We start from the raw sequence: 19,819 nt of genomic DNA, 5'->3' as shown, positions 1-19,819 counted from the left end.
CAAAACTCCACATATTCTTTAGAAATCGCTTTTAATCTCCCTAAATCCCTCTTTAAAAAGAGGGACTTGCTTAAGGAAATTAGAAATAACCTTCTTGCTTTTTCTTTTCCATCGAGCCCGCTTCATCGTGATCGATCATACGACCCTGACGCTCAGAACTGGTCGCTAAAAGCATTTCCTGAATAATTTCAGGCAAGGTATCTGCTTCAGACTCCACTGCACCTGTTAACGGATAACAGCCCAGCGTACGGAAACGTACCGATTTCATTTGTGGAACTTCGCCCTCTTTTAAGCGCATCCGTTCATCATCCACCATGATCAACGTACCACTGCGTTCAACAACAGGACGAACTGCAGAGAAATAAAGAGGAACAATCTGGATATTTTCCAGATAGATATATTGCCAGATATCCAGCTCGGTCCAGTTCGATAACGGGAAGACACGAATACTTTCGCCTTTGTTCACTTTACCGTTGTAAAGGTTCCAAAGTTCTGGACGCTGATTTTTAGGATCCCAACGGTGCTTACTATCACGGAATGAATAGACACGTTCCTTGGCACGTGATTTTTCTTCATCACGGCGCGCACCACCAAAAGCGGCATCAAACTGGTATTTATCCAAGGCCTGTTTTAGACCTTGGGTTTTCATGATGTCGGTATATTTTGAACTACCGTGATCAAACGGATTAATCCCCGCATCGCGCCCCTCTACATTTTGATGCACGATTAAATCAAAGCCGTGGGTTTTTGCCATGTTGTCACGGAACGCAATCATGTCTTTAAACTTCCAGCCAGTATCGACATGCAATAGCGGAAATGGAAGTTTTGCTGGATAGAAAGCCTTAAGTGCCAGATGCAGCATCACGGCTGAGTCTTTACCAATCGAGTAAAGCATTACCGGATTTTCAAATTCAGCTGCAACTTCACGAATAATATGAATACTTTCTGCCTCAAGTTGCTTGAGGTGCGTTAATCTATTTTCAGTCATGTACAATTCCTCCTTTATCCATGCTATCCATAAAATCTATAAGTGGTATCAAACCACCACTTTGAAGACTGTGTGGAGGAACGAGTGCCATAACAACTCCAATTTTTCATGATATCGAGATTCTTACTCGTGTTACTTTCACGATCGAGTAAAGGATATTCATTATAATAATTTAGATGCAGTTCTTTAGCTTGTTTTTTCATATTGATATGCAAAATTATGATATGAAAATAACAATCTGGAATATCAAAACAATCCATTTCACATGAATAAATAAAAAAGAAGCCCATCAGGACTTCTTTTTTTCACAGCTCAGCTCTGTTTAGAAGCGGAACATTTTGGTTTCCAATGGAATTTCAACGCCTACAGAAACACCACCATCACGTCCATCGCGATCTGAGTCACTTACCCAGCCATTCACTTTCAATGGAATGGTTGGTTTTAGGTAGTGGGTCCAGGTTAAATCCAGACCTTTGATGGTATCGGCTTCAGGGAATGCAGCATTATTGTCTTGAACGCGCTGGGTCTGGCTTACTTTAGCGTAGATCACGCGTCCACCTAGGCGATTCATCACATCAAAACGGATATCACCACCCACCGAATACATCTGACCATCACCGCCCATGGCATGTCCTAGCGGGAATCCATGCTGGTAGTAACCATCTTTATAGGTGGTATGGCTATATGAAATGCCTTTCGCTTCGCCGTTGGTACGGGTATCTGCCCATTCCGCATAAAGCTGGTACGGCATATTGTTATAGCTTGAGGAGTAATCAGCACCAGCAAGGTACATATATTTTGCAGGTAGACCCCCCGCTTCATCTTCACCTACAAATTGCGTATACAAACTGACAGGTACATTAAATAAAGGTTGTAAGAACAAACGCCCATCAAAGCCTGCAATCTGGTTAGATGGATCTGCTTTACCCGTACCGCCATTGTCTTTGGTTCCTGTCCAGGCATCCCATAAAGAGCTTAAGCTTTCAGGACGTCCTTCACCACCCCACTGAATCGCGCGTGAAGCACCGAGTTCTAAAGCCGGGAACGGGCGTGCTGTTAAACGCAAACCAATCAATTTGGTGTCTGGAACGGCTGTGTAGTCATCTAACTGTCCTGCAAAAGCCTGGTACTGCCACGGCCCGATCCAAGAGAGCCACTTGGTCTCAAATGCATTTTGTACTGCACGTTGCACGGTCACGCCATACACGGGACGACTGGCATCACCACGAATCAAGCTACCATCATGGCCAGGGCCCCAATAGGTTGGAATCTGACCGGCAATCACCCATTGGTTCCACAGTTTACCTGCGATATATGAACCTTCGACATTGGCATCATGACCATTATCAATCAATGGATCTTTCTCACCATTGACACGTAGTTTGGCATCCCAGTTCTCGCCACCGGCATTAAATTCAGCAGCGATTTGATATTGGGATTTCTGATTATCACCAAAAGCTTGAGGAACCGTTTTAAGATCAGTACCTGCATGCAAACCGACTTTGACAGTAGCATTATCTGCCTGTAATGCATTCAATACAGAGTTAATCACTTTCTGCTGCGTGTTATTGCTTACTTTGGCTTGGGATAATGCACGTTGAATCTCATCACCGCTCATTGGCCAAGTCGATGTGCTGATTTGAATGACACCTTGCTGGTTCAACCAGTTTAAATCTGTTCTTAAATTTTCATCGTTGAGTACAAGACCCTGAGCAAATACCGGGGAAGAAAGAGCAGCAAATAATGCGATACAAAGCGATTTTTTTAAAAACATGTCCAGACTGTTCTCAAATTTATTTATGCAGACATGATCGTTGGTTTAAACATACTTTTCAATCACCAAACGGAACAATTACATTTTTTAACATGCAAGATCAAATTGACAAAAATTATGAGTGATCAGTACCATTCATTTTACTTATAACATCAACGAAATTAAATCATGAAAAAATTGTTTATAACCTTTATTCTAGGCACTGTAATTTCCATACCCGCGTTTGCGCAACCGGCTTCAAAAGATTCTATAAAGCAGTTATTAAAAATCACCAAGTCAGAACAGTTTCTGGGCCAAATGAGTCCACAGATCAGTAACATGATGCATTCAAGTATTGAAAAATTTACTCAAGGTAAACAGCTCACCACAAAACAAGAGCTTGCTCTAGTCAATTATTCTCAGGAACTCGGCAAAATTATGCAAGAGGAATTGACCTGGGCAAAACTAGAACCAGAAATGATTAAAATTTACGCCGAAGAATTTACCCAAGAAGAAATTGACGGCATGATCCAATTCTATAAAACGCCTGTAGGGCAATCGACCATTGATAAAATGCCAATCGTGATGCAAAAAAGCATGCAAGTGGGCTATAAACAAATGGATGCGATTACGCCTAAAATTATGCAGGCCGCAGAAAAATTTGCGAAAGAAATGCAAGCTGAATAACGCATGCGAGCATAAAAAAAGCCACGCTAAACGTGGCTTTTTTAGAAAGAGGATTAGTCTTTACGGCGCATATGCGGGAATAACAGTACATCACGGATACTTGGTGCGTTGGCAAACAACATCACCAAACGGTCAATCCCAATCCCCTGACCTGCTGTTGGTGGTAAACCATATTCCAACGCTTCAATAAAGTCAGCATCGTAATGCATGGCTTCATCATCACCAGCATCTTTTTCAGCAACCTGTGCCTGGAAGCGCTCAGCCTGATCAATCGGGTCATTTAACTCCGAGAAGCCATTGGCTAACTCACGACCACCGATAAAGAATTCGAAACGATCGGTAATATGCGGATTGTCGTCATTACGGCGTGCAAGCGGTGAGGTTTCAGCTGGATATTCAGTAATGAATGTTGGCTGACGTAGCTTAGTTTCTACCGTTTCTTCAAACACGATGGTTTGCAACTTGCCTAAACCGAATCCAGGTTTAACCTGCTCTTTTAACACTTCTTGAGTGAATTTTGCCAAGAACTCACGATCATTGACATTTTCAGGAGTGAAATCTGGGTTATGTTCAAGAATCGCATCAAACATTGAGATTTTCTTGAATGGGCCTTTGAAGCTATACACTTCATCACCATACGGCACATCAGTGCTACCCAAAATATCAACTGCCAGCTTTTCAAGCATGTTTTCAGTCAATACCATCAAGTCTTTATAATCAGCATAAGCCTGATAGAATTCAATCATGGTGAATTCCGGGTTATGACGTGTTGAAACACCTTCGTTACGGAAGTTACGGTTAATTTCAAACACACGCTCGAAACCACCCACAACCAAACGTTTCAAATAAAGTTCTGGTGCGATACGGAGATAAAGCTCCATATCCAGGGCATTGTGATGGGTTACGAATGGTTTTGCAGATGCGCCACCTGGAATCACATGCATCATTGGCGTTTCAACTTCCATGAAACGTTCATTGGTTAAGAATGCACGGATACCCGCCACTACTTTGGCTCGAATTTCAAAGGTCTTACGGGTTTCTTCGTTGACAATCAGGTCGAGATAACGCTTACGATATTTCGCTTCAGTATCGGTTAAACCATGGAATTTGTCTGGCAGTGGACGTAGTGATTTGGTCAGCAATTCAAAGCCTTCAAGGTGTACATATAAGTCACCTTTACCAGAACGACCGATATAACCTTCAGCCGCAATAATATCGCCAAGATCCAGACTCTTGATCGTTTCTAAAACATCTGTCGGTAAACCTTTACGGTCAACATACAGTTGGATACGGCCGGTCATGTCCTGAATCACGATAAATGATCCACGGTTCAACATCACACGACCCGCAACCTTGACATAAACTTTTTCAGCACCTTCGATTTGTGCTTTATCTTGATCTTTAAATTGTTCTTGCAAATCAGCTGTATAGTGTTCACGTTTAAACGTGTTTGGCCACGGGCTCTTACCCGTTTGTTTTGCAGTCTCTTGGATTTGCTTTAACTTGGCATGACGCTGTGCGATTAAATCGTTTTCGGAAAGTGTTTGTTCAGAAGTCGATTGAGCGTTTTGTTGCGTCATCTCTGCCTCGATTAAGTAAAAAATGAAGTGACGTAGAATAGCAGATCACAACCCATTTTCGTATTATTTCAATCAGACAATTCAAAAAAATGAATATTTATCAATTTTGAATACAGATGACACAAGCATTTGCCCTGTTCAACCAGCCAAATCAGCCCTCTTTTTCTGCCAGATGTTTGACCATGGCGAGTCCCTGATCAAAGCCCTTATTCATGAATTCGGCATGCTCTGGCTGAATATCCACTTCAACGTGCAACTGGGTTTCACCATTAAAATCAAACAGCATATATTTTTCCAAGGCACCCGCCCAAGTCTTGATCTCTTCACTTTCCAGATCTTCCTGACCATTCTGGATCATTCCCAGATGCTTAAACACAACTTGTTTCGGTTCATCCAGACTTTCAATGGTAGAGACCATGCCATTGCCTTTACCATCACCAAAATAGGTTTTACCCCCCACTTTCCAGTCGCTTTGCATGGTGGAGTCGCAGGCAAAGAATTTGGTCCATTCTGGATAGCTTTCAGGAGACCAAAGCACCTGCCAGACTTTTTCAGGGGTCGCATAAATTTTAATATTATAAGATAAGGTTTCCATGCGTTATTCTCCTTCTATCGTTGTTTTCTTCATCATAACTTGATTTTGAATGTTTGTTTTTTATACATACTATTTTTATACGATTGGCTTTTTTCATTATATAAGTCCTGAACTTTCGATAAAATTTTAGAGCAATTGCTCAAATAACAAGACTTTCAGATAGAATTGCCATATCGCTTTTTGAATAAATGATTAAACTCTTGCATTTACTTTACTTAAATGTCGTTCTGCGTAAAAATCTAATTCCCGATTAACATAAGTTAGTTCCTCTTGCAGCGATCATAGCGACATTACGGAATAGTTTTACTGAAAGGCAACTTGAGCATACCGATCAGTTTGGAGAGTCACATGAAAAAATATCAATGTATCGTTTGTGGTTGGATTTACGACGAAGCAGAAGGTTGGCCACAAGACGGCATTGCAGCAGGGACCAAATGGGAAGATATTCCTGATGACTGGACTTGCCCAGATTGCGGCGTTTCAAAAGCTGATTTTGAAATGGTTGAAATCTAAAGATTAAAGAAAAAAAGACTATGAAAATCATGGTCTTTTTTTCTGAGCATTCATTTTTAAATAAGAAAATACTGGAGAATATAATGCACCCTATCGTCATCATCGGATCAGGTATGGCTGGATATACCGTTGCACGAGAATTTCGCAAATTAAGCCCAGAGCAAGAGCTGGTCATGATCTGCGCGGACGATGCGGTAAATTATGCGAAACCAACCTTATCCAATGCCTTTGCAGGTAAAAAAGCACCGGAACAGATCGCGCTCGGTGATGCGGCAAAAATGGCCACCCAATTGAATATGCGCATCGAAGCGGAAACCTGGGTCAAACAAATCCATGCCGAAAAACATGAAATTATTTTAGAAAAAAATGGTGAAAGCATTGCCCAGCCTTATTCAAAATTGGTCCTTGCAGTCGGTGCCAATCCCATCCGTTTAGCCATCGCTGGTGATGGTAGTGAAGACATTCATGTGGTGAATTCACTGATTGACTATCGTATTTTCCGTGAAAATCTGTCGAAACGTAAAGACAAACGTGTGGTGATTCTGGGCGCAGGTCTGATTGGCTGTGAATTTGCCAATGACTTACTGCACAGTGATTATGAAGTGACGGTGATTGACCTTGCGCCACAGCCTTTAGGTCGCTTACTCCCTAATCATGTCGCAGATGCATTCAGAACCAACCTGGAACAGGCAGGCATTAAATTTGCGCTATCAACCACGGTTGAAAAAGTCACGAAAATTAATGATGGCGAAGACTATGCAGTCACTTTAGCCAATGGCCAGACCTTAGTTGCAGATATTGTGCTTTCTGCCATCGGTTTACAGCCAAATATTGCTTTAGCGAAAGCTGCAGATATTCAGACCAGCCGTGGCATCATTACCAATACCTTGTTAGAAACCAGCCAGGCGGATATTTATGCCGTGGGTGACTGTGCTGAAGTAAATGGTACCCTGCTCCCATTCGTTATGCCAATTATGCAACAAGCCCGTGCTTTAGCTAAAACCCTGAGTGGTCAAACCACTGCAGTTCACTATCCGGCTATGCCCGTTGCAGTAAAAACCCCTGCCGCACCGTTAACGGTATTACCAGCGCCACTGGATGTTGAAGTGAACTGGGAAACTGAAGAGTTCGATGATGGTATGCTCGCGAAAGCAGCAGATGGCGAAGGCACCCTAAGAGGATTTGTGCTGTTAGGTGCAACTGCGGGCAAACAGCGTTTAACCTTGACTAAACTGGTTCCGGACTTGATTCCAGCACAGGTTTAGGGTTTAAATACGAGGGCTTGCTGAGAAAAGAATGTCCGGCAAGCCCTTAAGTTATAAAAAGAATTCAATTCGGAACCAAGATCATGAACAGTGCCCTCCAGTTTAATGTGTCGCCTTATGCCTCCTTTATGCAAGAAACCAAAGTCACTTTGGGCAATGGCATTGAGTTGCATGTTGAAATTGGCGGCAACCCTGAACATCCAACAATTCTGCTGGTCATGGGCTTAGGTGCTCAAATGTTATTCTGGCCTGATTTTTTCTGTAAGGCACTGATTGATCAAGGCTTCCGTGTCATCCGTTTTGATAACCGTGACATCGGTCTCTCTTCTAAAGTCCGCAATAAAGGCAAACGGCTCAACACCATGAAATTGATGAGTCGCTTTATGTTTGGTCTGGGTAATGAAGGTGCGCCCTACACACTCTATGATATGGCGGATGATGTCGCGATGCTGATGGATCAGCTTGGCCTAGAGAAAACCTATATTCTGGGTGCTTCCATGGGCGGCATGATTTCACAGATTGTTGCAGCAAAATATCCCGAAAAAGTAGAAAAGGTTGGCTTATTATTTACCAGCAATAATCAACCGCTTTTGCCACCGCCCTACCCGAAACAACTTTTCAGCCTGCTCGGCAAGCCTGCCGCACACGATGAAGAAACTATTATCAATCACAGCCTGAATGTTTTCCGTATTATTGGTTCGCCAGGTTATGTCAATCCGGTTGAATCAATTCAAACCATTCGCAAATTATATCGTCGTAGTTTTTATCCAGCGGGTGTACTTCAACAGTTTTTAGCAATATTATGTACGGGTTCTCTGTTACCATTGAACAAAACGATGACTCAGCCGACGCTGGTTGTACACGGATCAAAAGATCGACTGTTACCGCCAAGTCACGGGAAAGCTGTTGCAAAAGCAATTTCTGGTGCTAAGTTTGAATTAATCCAAGGAATGGGGCATGATATTCCTGCACATTTCATTCCGCAACTTAGTGGTTTGTTTGCTCACCACTTTAGATCATCACACTAGGACTCTATGGCTGCATTACCCTCATTAAGACAGCTATCATATTTAGTTACGTTGTCAGAAACTTTACATTTTACTGAAGCAGCGCGTCGTTCCTTTGTCACCCAGTCGACGTTGTCTGGCGGCATCATGGAATTAGAGCGCTTATTAGGTGGCGTCTTAGTTGAGCGTGATCGTCAAAACGTCCGTTTAACACCGTTAGGTGAACAGGTGGTAGCGCGTGCGCGTGTACTGCTTGCCGATGCTCAGGATTTGATGCGCTTAAGTCGTGAAATGAGCGAACCGCTCACAGGTGATTTGCATCTTGGTATTATTCCAACCATTGCACCCTTTATCCTGACGCAGCTATTGGAAGAAGTACACCAGCAACTGCCAAAAATTCAGCTGCATTTGCATGAAGCGCAAAGCGAGAAGATTGTAGAAAAGCTGGAACATGGCAATCTGGACATGATTGTACTGGCGCTTCCTTTCGATACACGCAGCCTTAAAGTTGCCGAAATCGCGAAAGAACATTTGTTCCTGGTGTACAACAAAAAAGATACCAATGCGGCAAATGCAAACTCTCTCGATGATCTGGATTTATCGCGCCTGATGTTGCTTGAAGAAGGACATTGTTTACGTGACCATGCCTTAAGTGCCTGCCCTGTCGGTGAGCGTAAAAATGATCACCGCTTAAAAGCAAGCTCATTGCCAACACTGGTAGAAATGGTATCGTCAGATCTTGGCTTTACCCTGTTACCTGAGATTGCCTTGAAAAACAGCATGATTCACTTTAATGAAGACATTGATGTGAAATCAATCGAAGCTGCACCAAGCCGTACATTGGCTTTAGTGACTCGTAAAAGTACGCCGTTACAAAGTGAATTTGATGTGATTCTGCAAATTCTGCAAAAAATCACGGCTCACTTAGAATAATCCAATAAAAAGCCTGTAATTGATTACAGGCTTTTTTACATCAACAAGACTAATTATTTGATATCCAGCAAATTGACTTGCTCAGCCTGCACATCACTCATCCGCAGCCCTTGATCCAGTAATTGATCAAAGTAACTCTCAACGACTTTTGCCTGATCCGCGGTATTTTCTACTTTGTACATGTTCTGGCGAAACTCGTTACTTGAACGTAAACCTTTGGTGTACCAGGCAATATGCTTACGCGCGATACGACAACCCGAATATTCACCATAGAATGCATACAGTTCAGCCAAATGTCCCAATAACACTGCTTTGACTTCTGCAATATCTGGCGCAGCCAGATGCTCACCGGTTTTGAGGTAATGGGCAATTTCCCGAAAGATCCATGGTCGGCCTTGAGCAGCACGCCCGATCATAATGGCATCTGCACCGGTGTAATCCAGCACATATTTGGCTTTTTCAGGACTATCAATATCACCATTGGCAATCAATGGAATATCAATCAGCTGTTTCACCTGCTTGATCAGTTCATAACGTGCCGTATTTAAATACATATCCTCACGGGTACGACCATGTAAAGCTAAGGCAGCAATTCCCGATTCCTCGGCACGTTTGGCCACACGTAAAATATTTTCATGACCATTTAAAAAGCCCAAACGGGTTTTCAAAGTGACAGGCACATCAACGGCTGCAACCACGGCATCCAGAATACGGGCGACCAGATCTTCATCTTGCAATAACGCCGAACCGGCCAGTTTATTGCAGACTTTTTTGGCTGGACAACCCATATTGATATCAACAATTTGCGCCCCATTTGCCACCTGATAACGTGCCGCTTCCGCCAGTTGTTCAGGATCAGAACCTGCGATTTGTGCAGAGATTGGCGCCAGCTCACCGTCGAAATTCGCCCGATAAAGGCTCTTCTTGCTCATGCGCAAAGTCTTGTCTGCAGTCATCATTTCACTGACCGCATGCCCTGCACCAAAGTACTTACAGAGTGTTCTAAATGGACGATCTGTTACGCCGGCCATTGGGGCAACGATCAAATTATTTGACAGTTGATATGAACCAATATACATATATTTTCTTACAATTTCTGACCAACATAGTATACTTCATTCGCCCGTTCGGCTCATCTTTTTGTGCGGTGTTGTCTTCATTATGAACAAATCTGTTTCGACTCGTCCTCTACTCAAAACATTTAGCCTGTTGGCAATCAGCATAAGTTTAACCGCTTGTGGGGATAGTTCATGGTGGTCAAATAGTAAAGAGCCTGAAATGAAGGTAGAACAGATTAAAAAAGTTCTTCCGCCGCGTGTAAATAACCGTGAATCCTGGTCGCAGGATATTTTTGATATCATGCAACAATTAAGCATTCCGAAATCCAAGCAAAATGTGTGTAGCATTGTGGCAGTCGTCGATCAGGAATCTAACTTTGTTGCCGACCCTACTGTCCCGGGTTTAGGGCAAAAAGCAGTTCAGGAAATCAATACCCGACTTAAAGAGAAATTTGAAGCCAAATTAGGTGAAATCATTGGTGGCACCGTCGCAGGTTATTTTGAAGATGTGTTGAAAAATCAGCCCTCTCCTGAAAATAATTACATGAGTCAGATGCGCAGGGTAAAAACCGAACGTGAGCTGGATTTGCTTTATCGTGAAATCTTTGACTACATGTCAAAGCATTATCATGTCAGCGCCTTAACTGGTGCTGCTAAATTAATTGGCCAGGACATTGGCGAAAAAATGAATCCGATCACCACACTGGGTTCAATGCAGGTACACATTAACTATGCCAAAGAGCATAAGCGTCAAAGTGGCAATATTGCAGAATTGCGTGATGACCTGTATACCCAATACGGCGGCTTATATTATGGGATACATCGCCTGATGGAATATTCGGCGGATTATGACAAAGCCATTTACCGCTTTGCAGACTATAACTCGGGGATGTATTCCAGCCGTAATGCTGCTTTCCAAAAAATGCTTGAAGTGATACAAGATAAAGATCTTGATTTAGATGGTGACTTATTACTTTATAATAAAGATGGTAATCCGCAATCCGCCCTGAGCCAGTCAGAAAAAGAAATCATTGCTGCATTTACCAGCAATCGGGTGCTGGTCACGCCACGTCAGATCCGTGCGGATTTAAAGAAAGAAAAAGAGAGAAAATTTGAAGATACACAGACTTACCTAGCGGTTCAAAAACTCTATCAAACTAAAACCAATAAAGAACCAATTTATGCAATTATGCCAGAGGTGGTTATTTCAGGACCTAAACTCAGCCGTGATTACAATACCAATTGGTTCGCAAGTCGTGTAAATGGAAGATATGAAGCATGCATGCAAAGAGCGAAACGTATAAAACTATAAATCTTGCCTTATTTGATTTTGATGGAACACTTTATCCCAAAGACAGTTTTACGGGATTTATTTTCTTTGCGCTATCAAAACGTCATATTGTGAAACGAGGCCTGAAAATCCTGCCGTGGATTCAGGCCTACTATTTACGTCTCTACCCTGCGCATGCCATGCGGCCACGTCTATTCGAAACCATGTTTAAGGACACGCCGATCGACGTTGTGGAAAAATTAGCACAGGAATATACTCAAAAATTATTCAAAAAATTAGATCCGGATTTACTTAATCAACTTCGGCAGCATCAACAACGCGGTGATCATGTGGTACTGGTCTCCGCTTCGGTTGATCTTTATCTAATTCCAATCTGCGATATGCTCAAGATTGATTTAATCTGCACCCAGACCGAAACCAAAGATGGTCTGTTAACAGGAAAATATCGCTCCGAAGACTGTAGTTGCGAACAGAAGAAAATCCGCATTTTAGAAAAGTATGATTTAAATGATTATCATGCGGTTTATGCTTATGGCAACAGTGAAGAAGATGTAGAGATGCTTTCACTGGCAGACTACCCTTATATGATGGGCGAACAAAAAGGATTACCCGTCCTGGATGCCAAATACGCAAAATCAGTCGACATAAAAAAGCCCGCCTAAAGCGAGCTTTTTTATCGATGGCCATTTAATAAATCGCCATATGGTCCCGATGAATCATTTCTAACGAACGTGCTTCACCTAACACCTGATAGACTTTTTCTGATGATAAACCTTTGATCATTTCTGCCGAACGTGAACTGAAGTTGACACGTCCAACCGCAATACGAGCACCGTTTTTATCGACGCATTCCACCACATCACCACGATCAAAATGTCCTTCAATCGCTTTTACGCCAACCGGTAATAAACTACGGTGCTTGCGCTTGATCGCTTCAACCGCACCATCATCAATCACTAAACGCCCTGCCGTTTGCAAATGCGCTGCCAGCCATTGCTGATGTGCCGTGACACGGTCATTGTCTGTGGTAAATAACGTGCCCAACATCTCGCCCGCCATTAAGCGTGCCAGTACATTGTCACTTTCACCACTGGCAATTAACGTTGGGCAACCTGATCTCGCTGCGAGACGTGCGGCACGGACCTTGGTGACCATACCGCCACGACCCAGCACACCACCGCCGCCTGCCATTTCGAACAGGCTATCATCAAGCGCCCGAACAGCTGAAAACAGTTTCGCATTCGGGTTACTACGTGGATCGGAATCAAACATCCCCTGCTGATCAGTCAGGATAATCAGTAATTCTGCATGCACCTGACCCGCGACCATGGCGGCCAAGGTGTCATTATCACCAAAACGGATTTCGTCCGTAGAGACGGTGTCATTTTCATTAATCACCGGAATCACATGCCAGTCAATCAGGTTCTGCAAAGCGTCACATGAGTTGAGGTAACGACGACGATCGGCAAGGTCATCATGCGTGAGTAAAACCTGTGCGGTCTGGATGCCATGCTGATCAAGCACACTTGACCAGGTATGGATCAGGCCCATTTGGCCAATCGCCGCACAAGCTTGCAAACTGGGTAGATCGGTGGGTCGACTCGCAAGTTTCATGCGTACCATCCCTTCTGCAACTGCACCTGAAGACACCAGAATAATCTCATGTCCGGCATTGTGTAGATCTGCAATCTGTTTCGCCCAGTGCGAAATTGCATTTAAATCTAAACCTTGCCCATTTGCAGTGAGTAAAGATGATCCGATTTTAACAACGATTCGTTTACACGCATTGAGCTGACGTTGCCCATCGACCACTTCTATCATTTTTCCCTCGATTCACTAGTCACGAATGTAGATACTTTCTACATCGCCTTCATCCTCATCGTCATCAAAGTCTTCGTCATCGTCCAGACCAGCTTCACGCTGAGCTTTACGCATAGCACGATAGGCTTCTTTAGCTGCGATGGTTTGTTCACGTGTTTCAGCTTCAAGCTGCTCACGGAATGCTTTAACTTCTGCTGCGTATTCTGGATCTTCAACTTCGCGTTCACGTTGTTGTTCGATTTGATCCATTAAATAGTACACCACCTCTTTGGTGCCTTCAGACATCAAACCAGAAGTTTTAAATACAGGGCCTTGCCATTGCAATTCATCCAGAATGTGCTGACACCACTCTTCTTTAGATTCTTCTGGGAGCTGGTCAAGTTTGTTTAGAACCAATACCACTGGAAGTTTTGCCAAGGTTGGTGAGAACTTAACCAATTCACCCAGAATCGCTTTGGCATTATGAGCTGGATCTGAACCATCAATCGGTTGAACATCAACGATATGCAACAGGATACGGGTACGTGCCAAATGCTTGAGGAAGCGAATCCCTAGACCTGCACCTTCTGCCGCGCCTTCGATCAATCCTGGAATATCCGCCATCACAAACGAACGGTGACGGTCGGCATCGACCACACCTAGGTTAGGTACCATTGTAGTAAACGGATAATCGGCAACTTTTGGTTTTGCCGCACTGACTGCACGGATAAATGTCGATTTACCTGCATTCGGCATACCCAACAAGCCAACGTCTGCGAGTACTTTTAACTCTAGACGGACTTCGCGGTACTCACCTTTAATCCCGTGTGTACATTTACGCGGGGAACGGTTGGTTGATGATTTAAAGTGAGTATTGCCTAAACCACCATCACCGCCTTGGGCAACTTTGACACGTTGACCATCAGCAACCAGGTCACCAATAATGTCGCCAGACTCAGTATCAACAATGGTTGTACCGACTGGTACTTTTAAAATAACGTCTTCACCGCCACGGCCTGAACAGTTTGCACCCGAACCATTTTTACCGCGTTCTGCGCGATAACGACGGGTATAACGGTAATCTACAAGTGTGCTGGTATCATCATCCGCCTGGATGTAAATACTTCCGCCACGTCCCCCATCACCGCCATCCGGGCCACCAAAAGGGACAAATTTTTCACGGCGAAAACTGGCTACGCCATTGCCACCGTCGCCAGCCTCTACGGTAATGACTGCTTCATCAACAAAGCGCATGTGCCAATCCTCTGAATTCTTTAAAACGGGGTATTTTGCCACATTTTAAGAAAATTCTCGAATAGAAAAATCAGCAAATTGATTTTTTTAAATTTATTCTGGGTTGAATATTCAAATTGAACAATTCAGCACCGAAAAATATCAATTTATGCAGAAGATTTACCGCCTCATTCTTTAACAACTGGAAAATATCAATTATGGTTTTACATTTTTTAAAGGTAAGGCCATTTGCATATCCAGATTGGCTTTGGTCTGCTGTACCGAGTTATACATGATGGCATCAAAAGACGAAATTTTACTCATATTAATCGCATCATTCATATAGAAGCTGGGTTTAAACTGATGTTTGACCGGTAAGTTAATTGTTTCATCAAAGGCAAAATGCACCGGACCATCAAATACGATTTTTACTGGTACGGTATAGGTGCGTTTCAATTGAAATGGGATGTCCAGCTTTACTGGAATATTCAGGCTCAAAGGAAATTTCGGCAATAATTTATTTTGATAGATCAGATCGGTATTGGTCTCAATCGGTACCACATCATCAACTTTTAGAACAGTTTCATAGTTAATATCGACGGTAATCGGTGTTTCAACTTCAAAACTGAGATCAGCCAGATATTTACCTGATAAAGGTAAGGACAAACTACGGTCAATATCCAGCACAGTATCCAGTTGTCCTTGAGACTTGGCGCTTAAATGATCCCCGACCTGAATTTTAGTAGCTAGTGATTCAGGCAAGCGAATATCCGCCTGCTGGGCAGATACAATTAATGAAGCCTGAATATTCAAATAAAACCAGAATAAGATCGCCACCAAGGTAGTCACGATCACAAAACTGATCAGCATACTTTTTACTGACTTGGTGATATCCATCACTCACCTACCTTGACGTCAGTTGGCGTTGCGGGTTCATCAACCGCTTGGGTTTTTACACGTCCCAGATACATGCTGGATAGAGGAATCTTGAGTTCTCCCTGCGCAATTTTGACAGGCAAGGTATTTTTTACATCCACAGAAGCATTCAGTTCCGAGGTAATCGGTACATTTAAATTGCCTTGAATGGGAATATTGGCATTCAGTTGTGCTTTTAACGGAATATTTAAATTTTCCTTGAGCACTGTGCGTACTGGCGCATCAAACTTCAAATGTACTTTTTGTTGTAATGGCACCTGAATATCAATCGGTACATCCAGTTGCAAAGGAATCGAGCCTTTTAAAGGCAACGTCACGTCCTTACCCAGAATTTTAACCTGTACCTTGGTATCGATCGGCAGACTTTGATTCACCTTGATGGTTTCTTTGACAGGAATGGTGGTACTGATTGGAACCTGACTATCGAAGTACACCCGTGGCGTCAGGGTCTGGGTCAGCGGTACATTCAGTTGCTCGTTAATTGGAATCTTGGCATTTACCCGCCCGTTCACATCGACATTAAGCGCATCTTTCACTTTGACGCGAACTTGCAGCGGCTCTTGCAGATCAATCGCCACATCCTGATTCTTTAAGGGGATATAAATATTAAAATGCTTGAACACCCACATTGCGATATACACACCACACAAGTTGGCCACCACAATCAGAGCAAATACTACGAATAAACGTCTAAACTGCAACAATGATCTATCCTTTGTTTAATTATGTCCCTTTTCCTGCATTCTCATCGATTTTTATGTTTTATTCAGCATATATTCTGTACAGTCATTAAAAAAGCCCAGTTTAAAACCGGGCTTTTTTTATTGCGATGCAAACAAATTATGCATTTGTTTCAGCAGGAACTTTGGTATAGCTTACGCCACACATTTGTTCAGCAATACGTAATACCTGACAGCTATAACCCACTTCGTTATCGTACCAAACATAAGCAGTTAAGCGTGTACCAGAAGCGATGGTTGCTTGCGCATCAAACACACCTGCTGTACGTGAACCGATAAAGTCACTTGATACCACTTCAGTTGAGTTGGTATAACCAATTTGACCTTGTAACTTCGAGTTGATCGAGATTTGACGAATGTATTCGTTCACTTCTTCACGATCAATTTCTTTCTCTAAGTTTAAGTTCAAGATGGCAAGCGAAACGTTTGGTGTTGGAACGCGAACAGAGTTACCTGTTAACTTGCCTTTTAAGCCAGGTAAAGCTTTCGCAACCGCTTTCGCAGCACCAGTTTCAGTGATCACCATGTTCAACGTTGCAGCACGGCCACGACGATCAGCTTTATGGTAGTTATCAATTAAGTTCTGGTCGTTTGTGAAAGAGTGAACGGTTTCAACGTGACCATTCAATACTTTGTATTTGTCGTCTAAAACTTTTAATACAGGGGTAATTGCGTTGGTTGTGCAGCTTGCAGCAGAGATGATTTTGTCTTCATCCAGGATATCGCCGTTGTTCACACCAAATACAACGTTCTTCATTTCGCCTTTACTTGGTGCTGTTAATACAACACGCGCAACGCCTGCACATTGCAAGTGTTGGCTCAGGCCTTCAGCATCACGCCATTTACCCGTATTGTCGATCAAAAGTGCATTTTCGATACCGTACGCCGTGTAGTCCACTTCGCTTGGGCTTGATGCATAAATCACTTTGATGAACTGGCCATTGGCAATGATTGCTTCGTTTTCTTCATCTACAGAAATTGTACCGTCAAAAGTACCGTGAATAGAGTCACGACGTAACAATGAAGCACGTTTCGCCAAGTCACCATCAGATGATTTACGCACAACGATTGCTTTAAGGCTTAAACCACGTCCTAAACCAGACTGGCTAATGATTAAACGAGCCAAGATACGACCGATACGACCAAAACCGTAAAGTACAACATCTTTAGGCGCGCCAGCAGTTGGGTTACCTTGAATTGAAGCAACAGCGTTAGCAACAAAAGCGTCTACATCACCGCCTGCATTTTTATATTCAACCGCAAGTTTACCGATATCCACTTCAGCAGAACCGATGTTTTCAACTTTCATTAACGCTTCCAGAATCGGGAAGGTATTCACCACAGAAAGTTCAACATCAAGCATACGTGTACGACGATGCGTTTTTAAAATCTGGATCACTGAACGGTTAATTAAAGAACGGCCGTAAACAGAAACAACAATATTTTTCTCACGGTATAATTGACCGATTAAGGTAATCATACGTTCCGCGATTTCTTCACGGTTTTTCCAACGACCTTGGTGTTCTGCGTGTAGGGCAATGATAGTGTCTTTGCTCACTGTTACGTCCTCTAATTTATATATACTGGGCGTGAATTTTTAAAACGCCATAATTGTAATAGAATTATCATCAAGATTGAATCAAAAGCTGCTCAACGAGCTAAGATTTTGTCCTAATTGACTATAAATTCATAAAATACCTATAATTATTTTTGTGAATTTAGGTAAAAATCTTTTTCTTTCATCATAATAGCTGTGATTTACATCACAGCCATAACAGTTTTACTGATAATTCCTGTCGTATTCGCAGATTTTTTAGCTCTTATCGTTCAGATCGACACGTTTCGAATACTGCTGCAGATTGAGTGCCAACTGTTTTTTACGCTGATTTTGCTGATAAAGATGGACTGCTCCCTCTATCACCAATACCAGCACCGCTAACCAGATGGGGATATAAGTCAGCCACTCTTCTGCGCCAATTTTCTCTCCCATGAGCAAAGATGCCAGTGCCAGCAGCACCGGTTCCAGATAGCCCAACAAACCAAAAATAATCAGTGGCAAATAACGGCTGGCCAGAATATAGCTGCCTAGACCAATGGCACTTAATAATCCCAGACCGATTACGACAAGAATCAGACCTGGATGTTCGAGAAACTTGGCAAAAGAAGCATCGCCAGTTTGGGTAAAGAAGATGGCGACCGGAAGAATAATCAACAGATCCCACCAGAAGCCACCCAGGTTATCTGTCTGGATTTTTTTACGCAGAATAAAGTAGGCTGCATAACCCAGCGCAACAAGTGCAGTTTCCCAGGCCATGCTGCCTAGACGCCAGATCTCATGCCCCACTCCAAATACCGCAAAAGATACAGCGACATACTGGAATTTAGACAGTTTCTCTCCGTACAGGAAACTTCCAGCAAGGACCAACACCAGCGGTAAAAGAAAATAACCTAATGACACCTGCAAACCCCGTCCATGCATCGGTGCCCACAGGAACAGCCATAACTGCGCTGAGGTCAGGACCGAAGTGGTCATTAGAAAAAGTAATAAAATCGGCTTTTTTAAAATTCTTTTAAAGATGGTTCTGATATGGATCAAATCGCCAGTCAACCACATAAACAGGGTTAAAACCGGCAAGGTCGCAATAATCCGCCAGCCAAAGGTCTGCTCACTGTCCAGTGCGCCCAGCAGTTGGGTATAAAAATATAACACCCCAAATGTAATAGAAGCCAAAACTGAATAAGCGATACCTTTAACCACTTTGAACCTCTATATGGGGAAATTAAAAAAATTCGTGATTTATCCACTATCTAAAAATAAAAAAACCATGCATGCATGGTTTTTAAACAAGTCTATTCTAACGATGTTCGGGATAAATCACATCACTAATATTATAGCCCAGTGATTTCGCATAATTTAAATATTCATGAATAGTGTCTTTATGGGGGTTCGGTGTTCGCGACAATACCCATAAATATTTACGGCGCGGCTCTCCTACCAGCACGGTTTGATAATCATTATCCAGTTTCAAAATCCAGTAATCGCCACGTGCCATCGGCACCCAGCGCACCACCTCAGGTAAAAAACTCACCCGTAACTTGGTATTAAATGGTGCATTGGCAACAAAAGCTTCACCCACACTTTGCTGTAGATTTCCTTCACTGTCATAGCATTTATTATCAACCACAATATTGCCATTTTCATTGAGGGTATAAGTGGCAGTAATGTTATAGACACACTTTCGTTCGAAGAACATCGGTTTTCGGGCGACTTCATACCAGACACCCAGATATTTATCCAGTTCTACTTTTTCAACAGTCGGTAAAGGTTTTGCCTGTGCATAAGCAATGGTCCCAACCGCTAACCCAGTTAAAACCACCCCACCCACTGCAATCTTTGTTAAACGCCAACTGGCTTTCGGGAAATTCTTAATCAATGGCAT

General features: G+C 42.9%; 19 protein-coding genes. 7 read left to right on the top strand and 12 right to left on the bottom strand.

Features of this window, described 5'->3' with window-relative positions:
- Positions 1 to 79 precede the first annotated feature (79 nt).
- Both cysD and ACINWC323_RS10605 read right to left on the bottom strand, forming a co-directional pair.
- Entirely contained in the window at positions 80 to 988 is a 909-nt protein-coding gene (gene cysD, locus ACINWC323_RS10600; protein WP_005231558.1) for a sulfate adenylyltransferase subunit CysD, read from the bottom strand.
- A 322-nt stretch (positions 989 to 1,310) separates the two neighbouring features.
- The gene (locus ACINWC323_RS10605; protein ID WP_009511467.1) at positions 1,311 to 2,762 is read right to left on the bottom strand and encodes a capsule assembly Wzi family protein; all 1,452 of its coding nucleotides are present in this window, start codon (positions 2,760 to 2,762) and stop codon (positions 1,311 to 1,313) included.
- A gap of 168 nt (positions 2,763 to 2,930) precedes the next feature.
- Here ACINWC323_RS10605 and ACINWC323_RS10610 point away from each other — a divergent pair, with 168 nt between their 5' ends.
- Positions 2,931 to 3,428 carry a DUF2059 domain-containing protein gene (locus ACINWC323_RS10610; RefSeq protein ID WP_009510851.1) on the top strand — a complete coding sequence of 166 codons (498 nt, stop codon included), beginning with the start codon at positions 2,931 to 2,933 and terminating at the stop codon, positions 3,426 to 3,428.
- A gap of 53 nt (positions 3,429 to 3,481) precedes the next feature.
- On the opposite strand, the gene lysS is transcribed toward ACINWC323_RS10610, so the two are convergent.
- Both lysS and ACINWC323_RS10620 read right to left on the bottom strand, forming a co-directional pair.
- Positions 3,482 to 5,008, bottom strand: coding sequence for a lysine--tRNA ligase (gene lysS / locus ACINWC323_RS10615; RefSeq protein ID WP_009511017.1), 1,527 nt, complete (start codon positions 5,006 to 5,008; stop codon positions 3,482 to 3,484).
- A 151-nt stretch (positions 5,009 to 5,159) separates the two neighbouring features.
- Entirely contained in the window at positions 5,160 to 5,603 is a 444-nt protein-coding gene (locus ACINWC323_RS10620; RefSeq protein ID WP_009511173.1) for an SRPBCC family protein, read from the bottom strand.
- A 348-nt stretch (positions 5,604 to 5,951) separates the two neighbouring features.
- Between ACINWC323_RS10620 and rubA the strand changes: the two genes are divergently transcribed.
- The 4 genes from rubA (at position 5,952) to oxyR (ending at position 9,321) form a co-directional block, all read left to right on the top strand.
- Positions 5,952 to 6,116: a rubredoxin RubA gene (gene rubA, locus ACINWC323_RS10625; RefSeq protein WP_004678010.1), complete on the top strand. Its 165-nt coding sequence runs from the start codon at positions 5,952 to 5,954 to the stop codon at positions 6,114 to 6,116.
- Between the two features lie 83 nt (positions 6,117 to 6,199).
- Entirely contained in the window at positions 6,200 to 7,381 is a 1,182-nt protein-coding gene (gene rubB, locus ACINWC323_RS10630; protein ID WP_032881361.1) for a rubredoxin reductase RubB, read from the top strand.
- Positions 7,382 to 7,464: 83 nt separating this feature from the next.
- Positions 7,465 to 8,409, top strand: a complete 945-nt coding sequence (locus ACINWC323_RS10635) for an alpha/beta fold hydrolase (protein ID WP_009510686.1) — start codon at positions 7,465 to 7,467, stop codon at positions 8,407 to 8,409.
- Positions 8,410 to 8,415: 6 nt separating this feature from the next.
- Complete coding sequence (oxyR, locus tag ACINWC323_RS10640; protein WP_004773664.1) at positions 8,416 to 9,321, top strand: LysR family transcriptional regulator OxyR; 906 nt, start codon at positions 8,416 to 8,418, stop codon at positions 9,319 to 9,321.
- 53 nt (positions 9,322 to 9,374) lie between these two features.
- On the opposite strand, the gene dusB is transcribed toward oxyR, so the two are convergent.
- Positions 9,375 to 10,400 carry a tRNA dihydrouridine synthase DusB gene (gene dusB / locus ACINWC323_RS10645; RefSeq protein ID WP_009511398.1) on the bottom strand — a complete coding sequence of 342 codons (1,026 nt, stop codon included), beginning with the start codon at positions 10,398 to 10,400 and terminating at the stop codon, positions 9,375 to 9,377.
- 82 nt (positions 10,401 to 10,482) lie between these two features.
- On the opposite strand from dusB, the gene ACINWC323_RS10650 reads away from it, so the two are divergent.
- Entirely contained in the window at positions 10,483 to 11,691 is a 1,209-nt protein-coding gene (locus ACINWC323_RS10650; protein WP_009511280.1) for a DUF1615 family protein, read from the top strand.
- Positions 11,658 to 12,332 (top strand): HAD family hydrolase, encoded by a 675-nt coding sequence (locus ACINWC323_RS10655; protein WP_009511431.1) that lies wholly within the window; start codon positions 11,658 to 11,660, stop codon positions 12,330 to 12,332. Before ACINWC323_RS10650 ends, ACINWC323_RS10655 begins: the two co-directional genes overlap by 34 nt.
- Before the next feature lie 25 nt (positions 12,333 to 12,357).
- Here the strand turns inward: ACINWC323_RS10655 and proB are convergent, their stop codons facing one another.
- The 7 genes from proB to ACINWC323_RS10690 all read right to left on the bottom strand — a co-directional run bounded on the left by proB (position 12,358) and on the right by ACINWC323_RS10690 (position 19,819).
- Positions 12,358 to 13,491, bottom strand: a complete 1,134-nt coding sequence (gene proB, locus ACINWC323_RS10660; RefSeq protein ID WP_005231634.1) for a glutamate 5-kinase — start codon at positions 13,489 to 13,491, stop codon at positions 12,358 to 12,360.
- 15 nt (positions 13,492 to 13,506) lie between these two features.
- On the bottom strand, positions 13,507 to 14,724 hold the full coding sequence (gene cgtA / locus ACINWC323_RS10665; RefSeq protein ID WP_005231635.1) for an Obg family GTPase CgtA: 1,218 nt from the start codon (positions 14,722 to 14,724) through the stop codon (positions 13,507 to 13,509).
- Between the two features lie 195 nt (positions 14,725 to 14,919).
- Entirely contained in the window at positions 14,920 to 15,600 is a 681-nt protein-coding gene (locus ACINWC323_RS10670; RefSeq protein WP_005231636.1) for a hypothetical protein, read from the bottom strand.
- The gene (locus ACINWC323_RS10675; RefSeq protein ID WP_005231637.1) at positions 15,600 to 16,343 is read right to left on the bottom strand and encodes a hypothetical protein; all 744 of its coding nucleotides are present in this window, start codon (positions 16,341 to 16,343) and stop codon (positions 15,600 to 15,602) included. Before ACINWC323_RS10675 ends, ACINWC323_RS10670 begins: the two co-directional genes overlap by 1 nt.
- Before the next feature lie 136 nt (positions 16,344 to 16,479).
- On the bottom strand, positions 16,480 to 17,937 hold the full coding sequence (locus tag ACINWC323_RS10680) for a glyceraldehyde-3-phosphate dehydrogenase (RefSeq protein ID WP_005231638.1): 1,458 nt from the start codon (positions 17,935 to 17,937) through the stop codon (positions 16,480 to 16,482).
- A gap of 255 nt (positions 17,938 to 18,192) precedes the next feature.
- Positions 18,193 to 19,137, bottom strand: coding sequence for an EamA family transporter RarD (gene rarD, locus ACINWC323_RS10685; protein ID WP_009511127.1), 945 nt, complete (start codon positions 19,135 to 19,137; stop codon positions 18,193 to 18,195).
- 97 nt (positions 19,138 to 19,234) lie between these two features.
- Positions 19,235 to 19,819 carry a lipocalin family protein gene (locus tag ACINWC323_RS10690; RefSeq protein WP_005231640.1) on the bottom strand — a complete coding sequence of 195 codons (585 nt, stop codon included), beginning with the start codon at positions 19,817 to 19,819 and terminating at the stop codon, positions 19,235 to 19,237.

The organism is Acinetobacter sp. WC-323, assembly GCF_000314615.1.
GTDB lineage: Bacteria > Pseudomonadota > Gammaproteobacteria > Pseudomonadales > Moraxellaceae > Acinetobacter > Acinetobacter courvalinii.
Note: the sequence above shows the minus strand (reverse complement) of the source record. Positions and strands in the feature narration are given on the sequence as shown.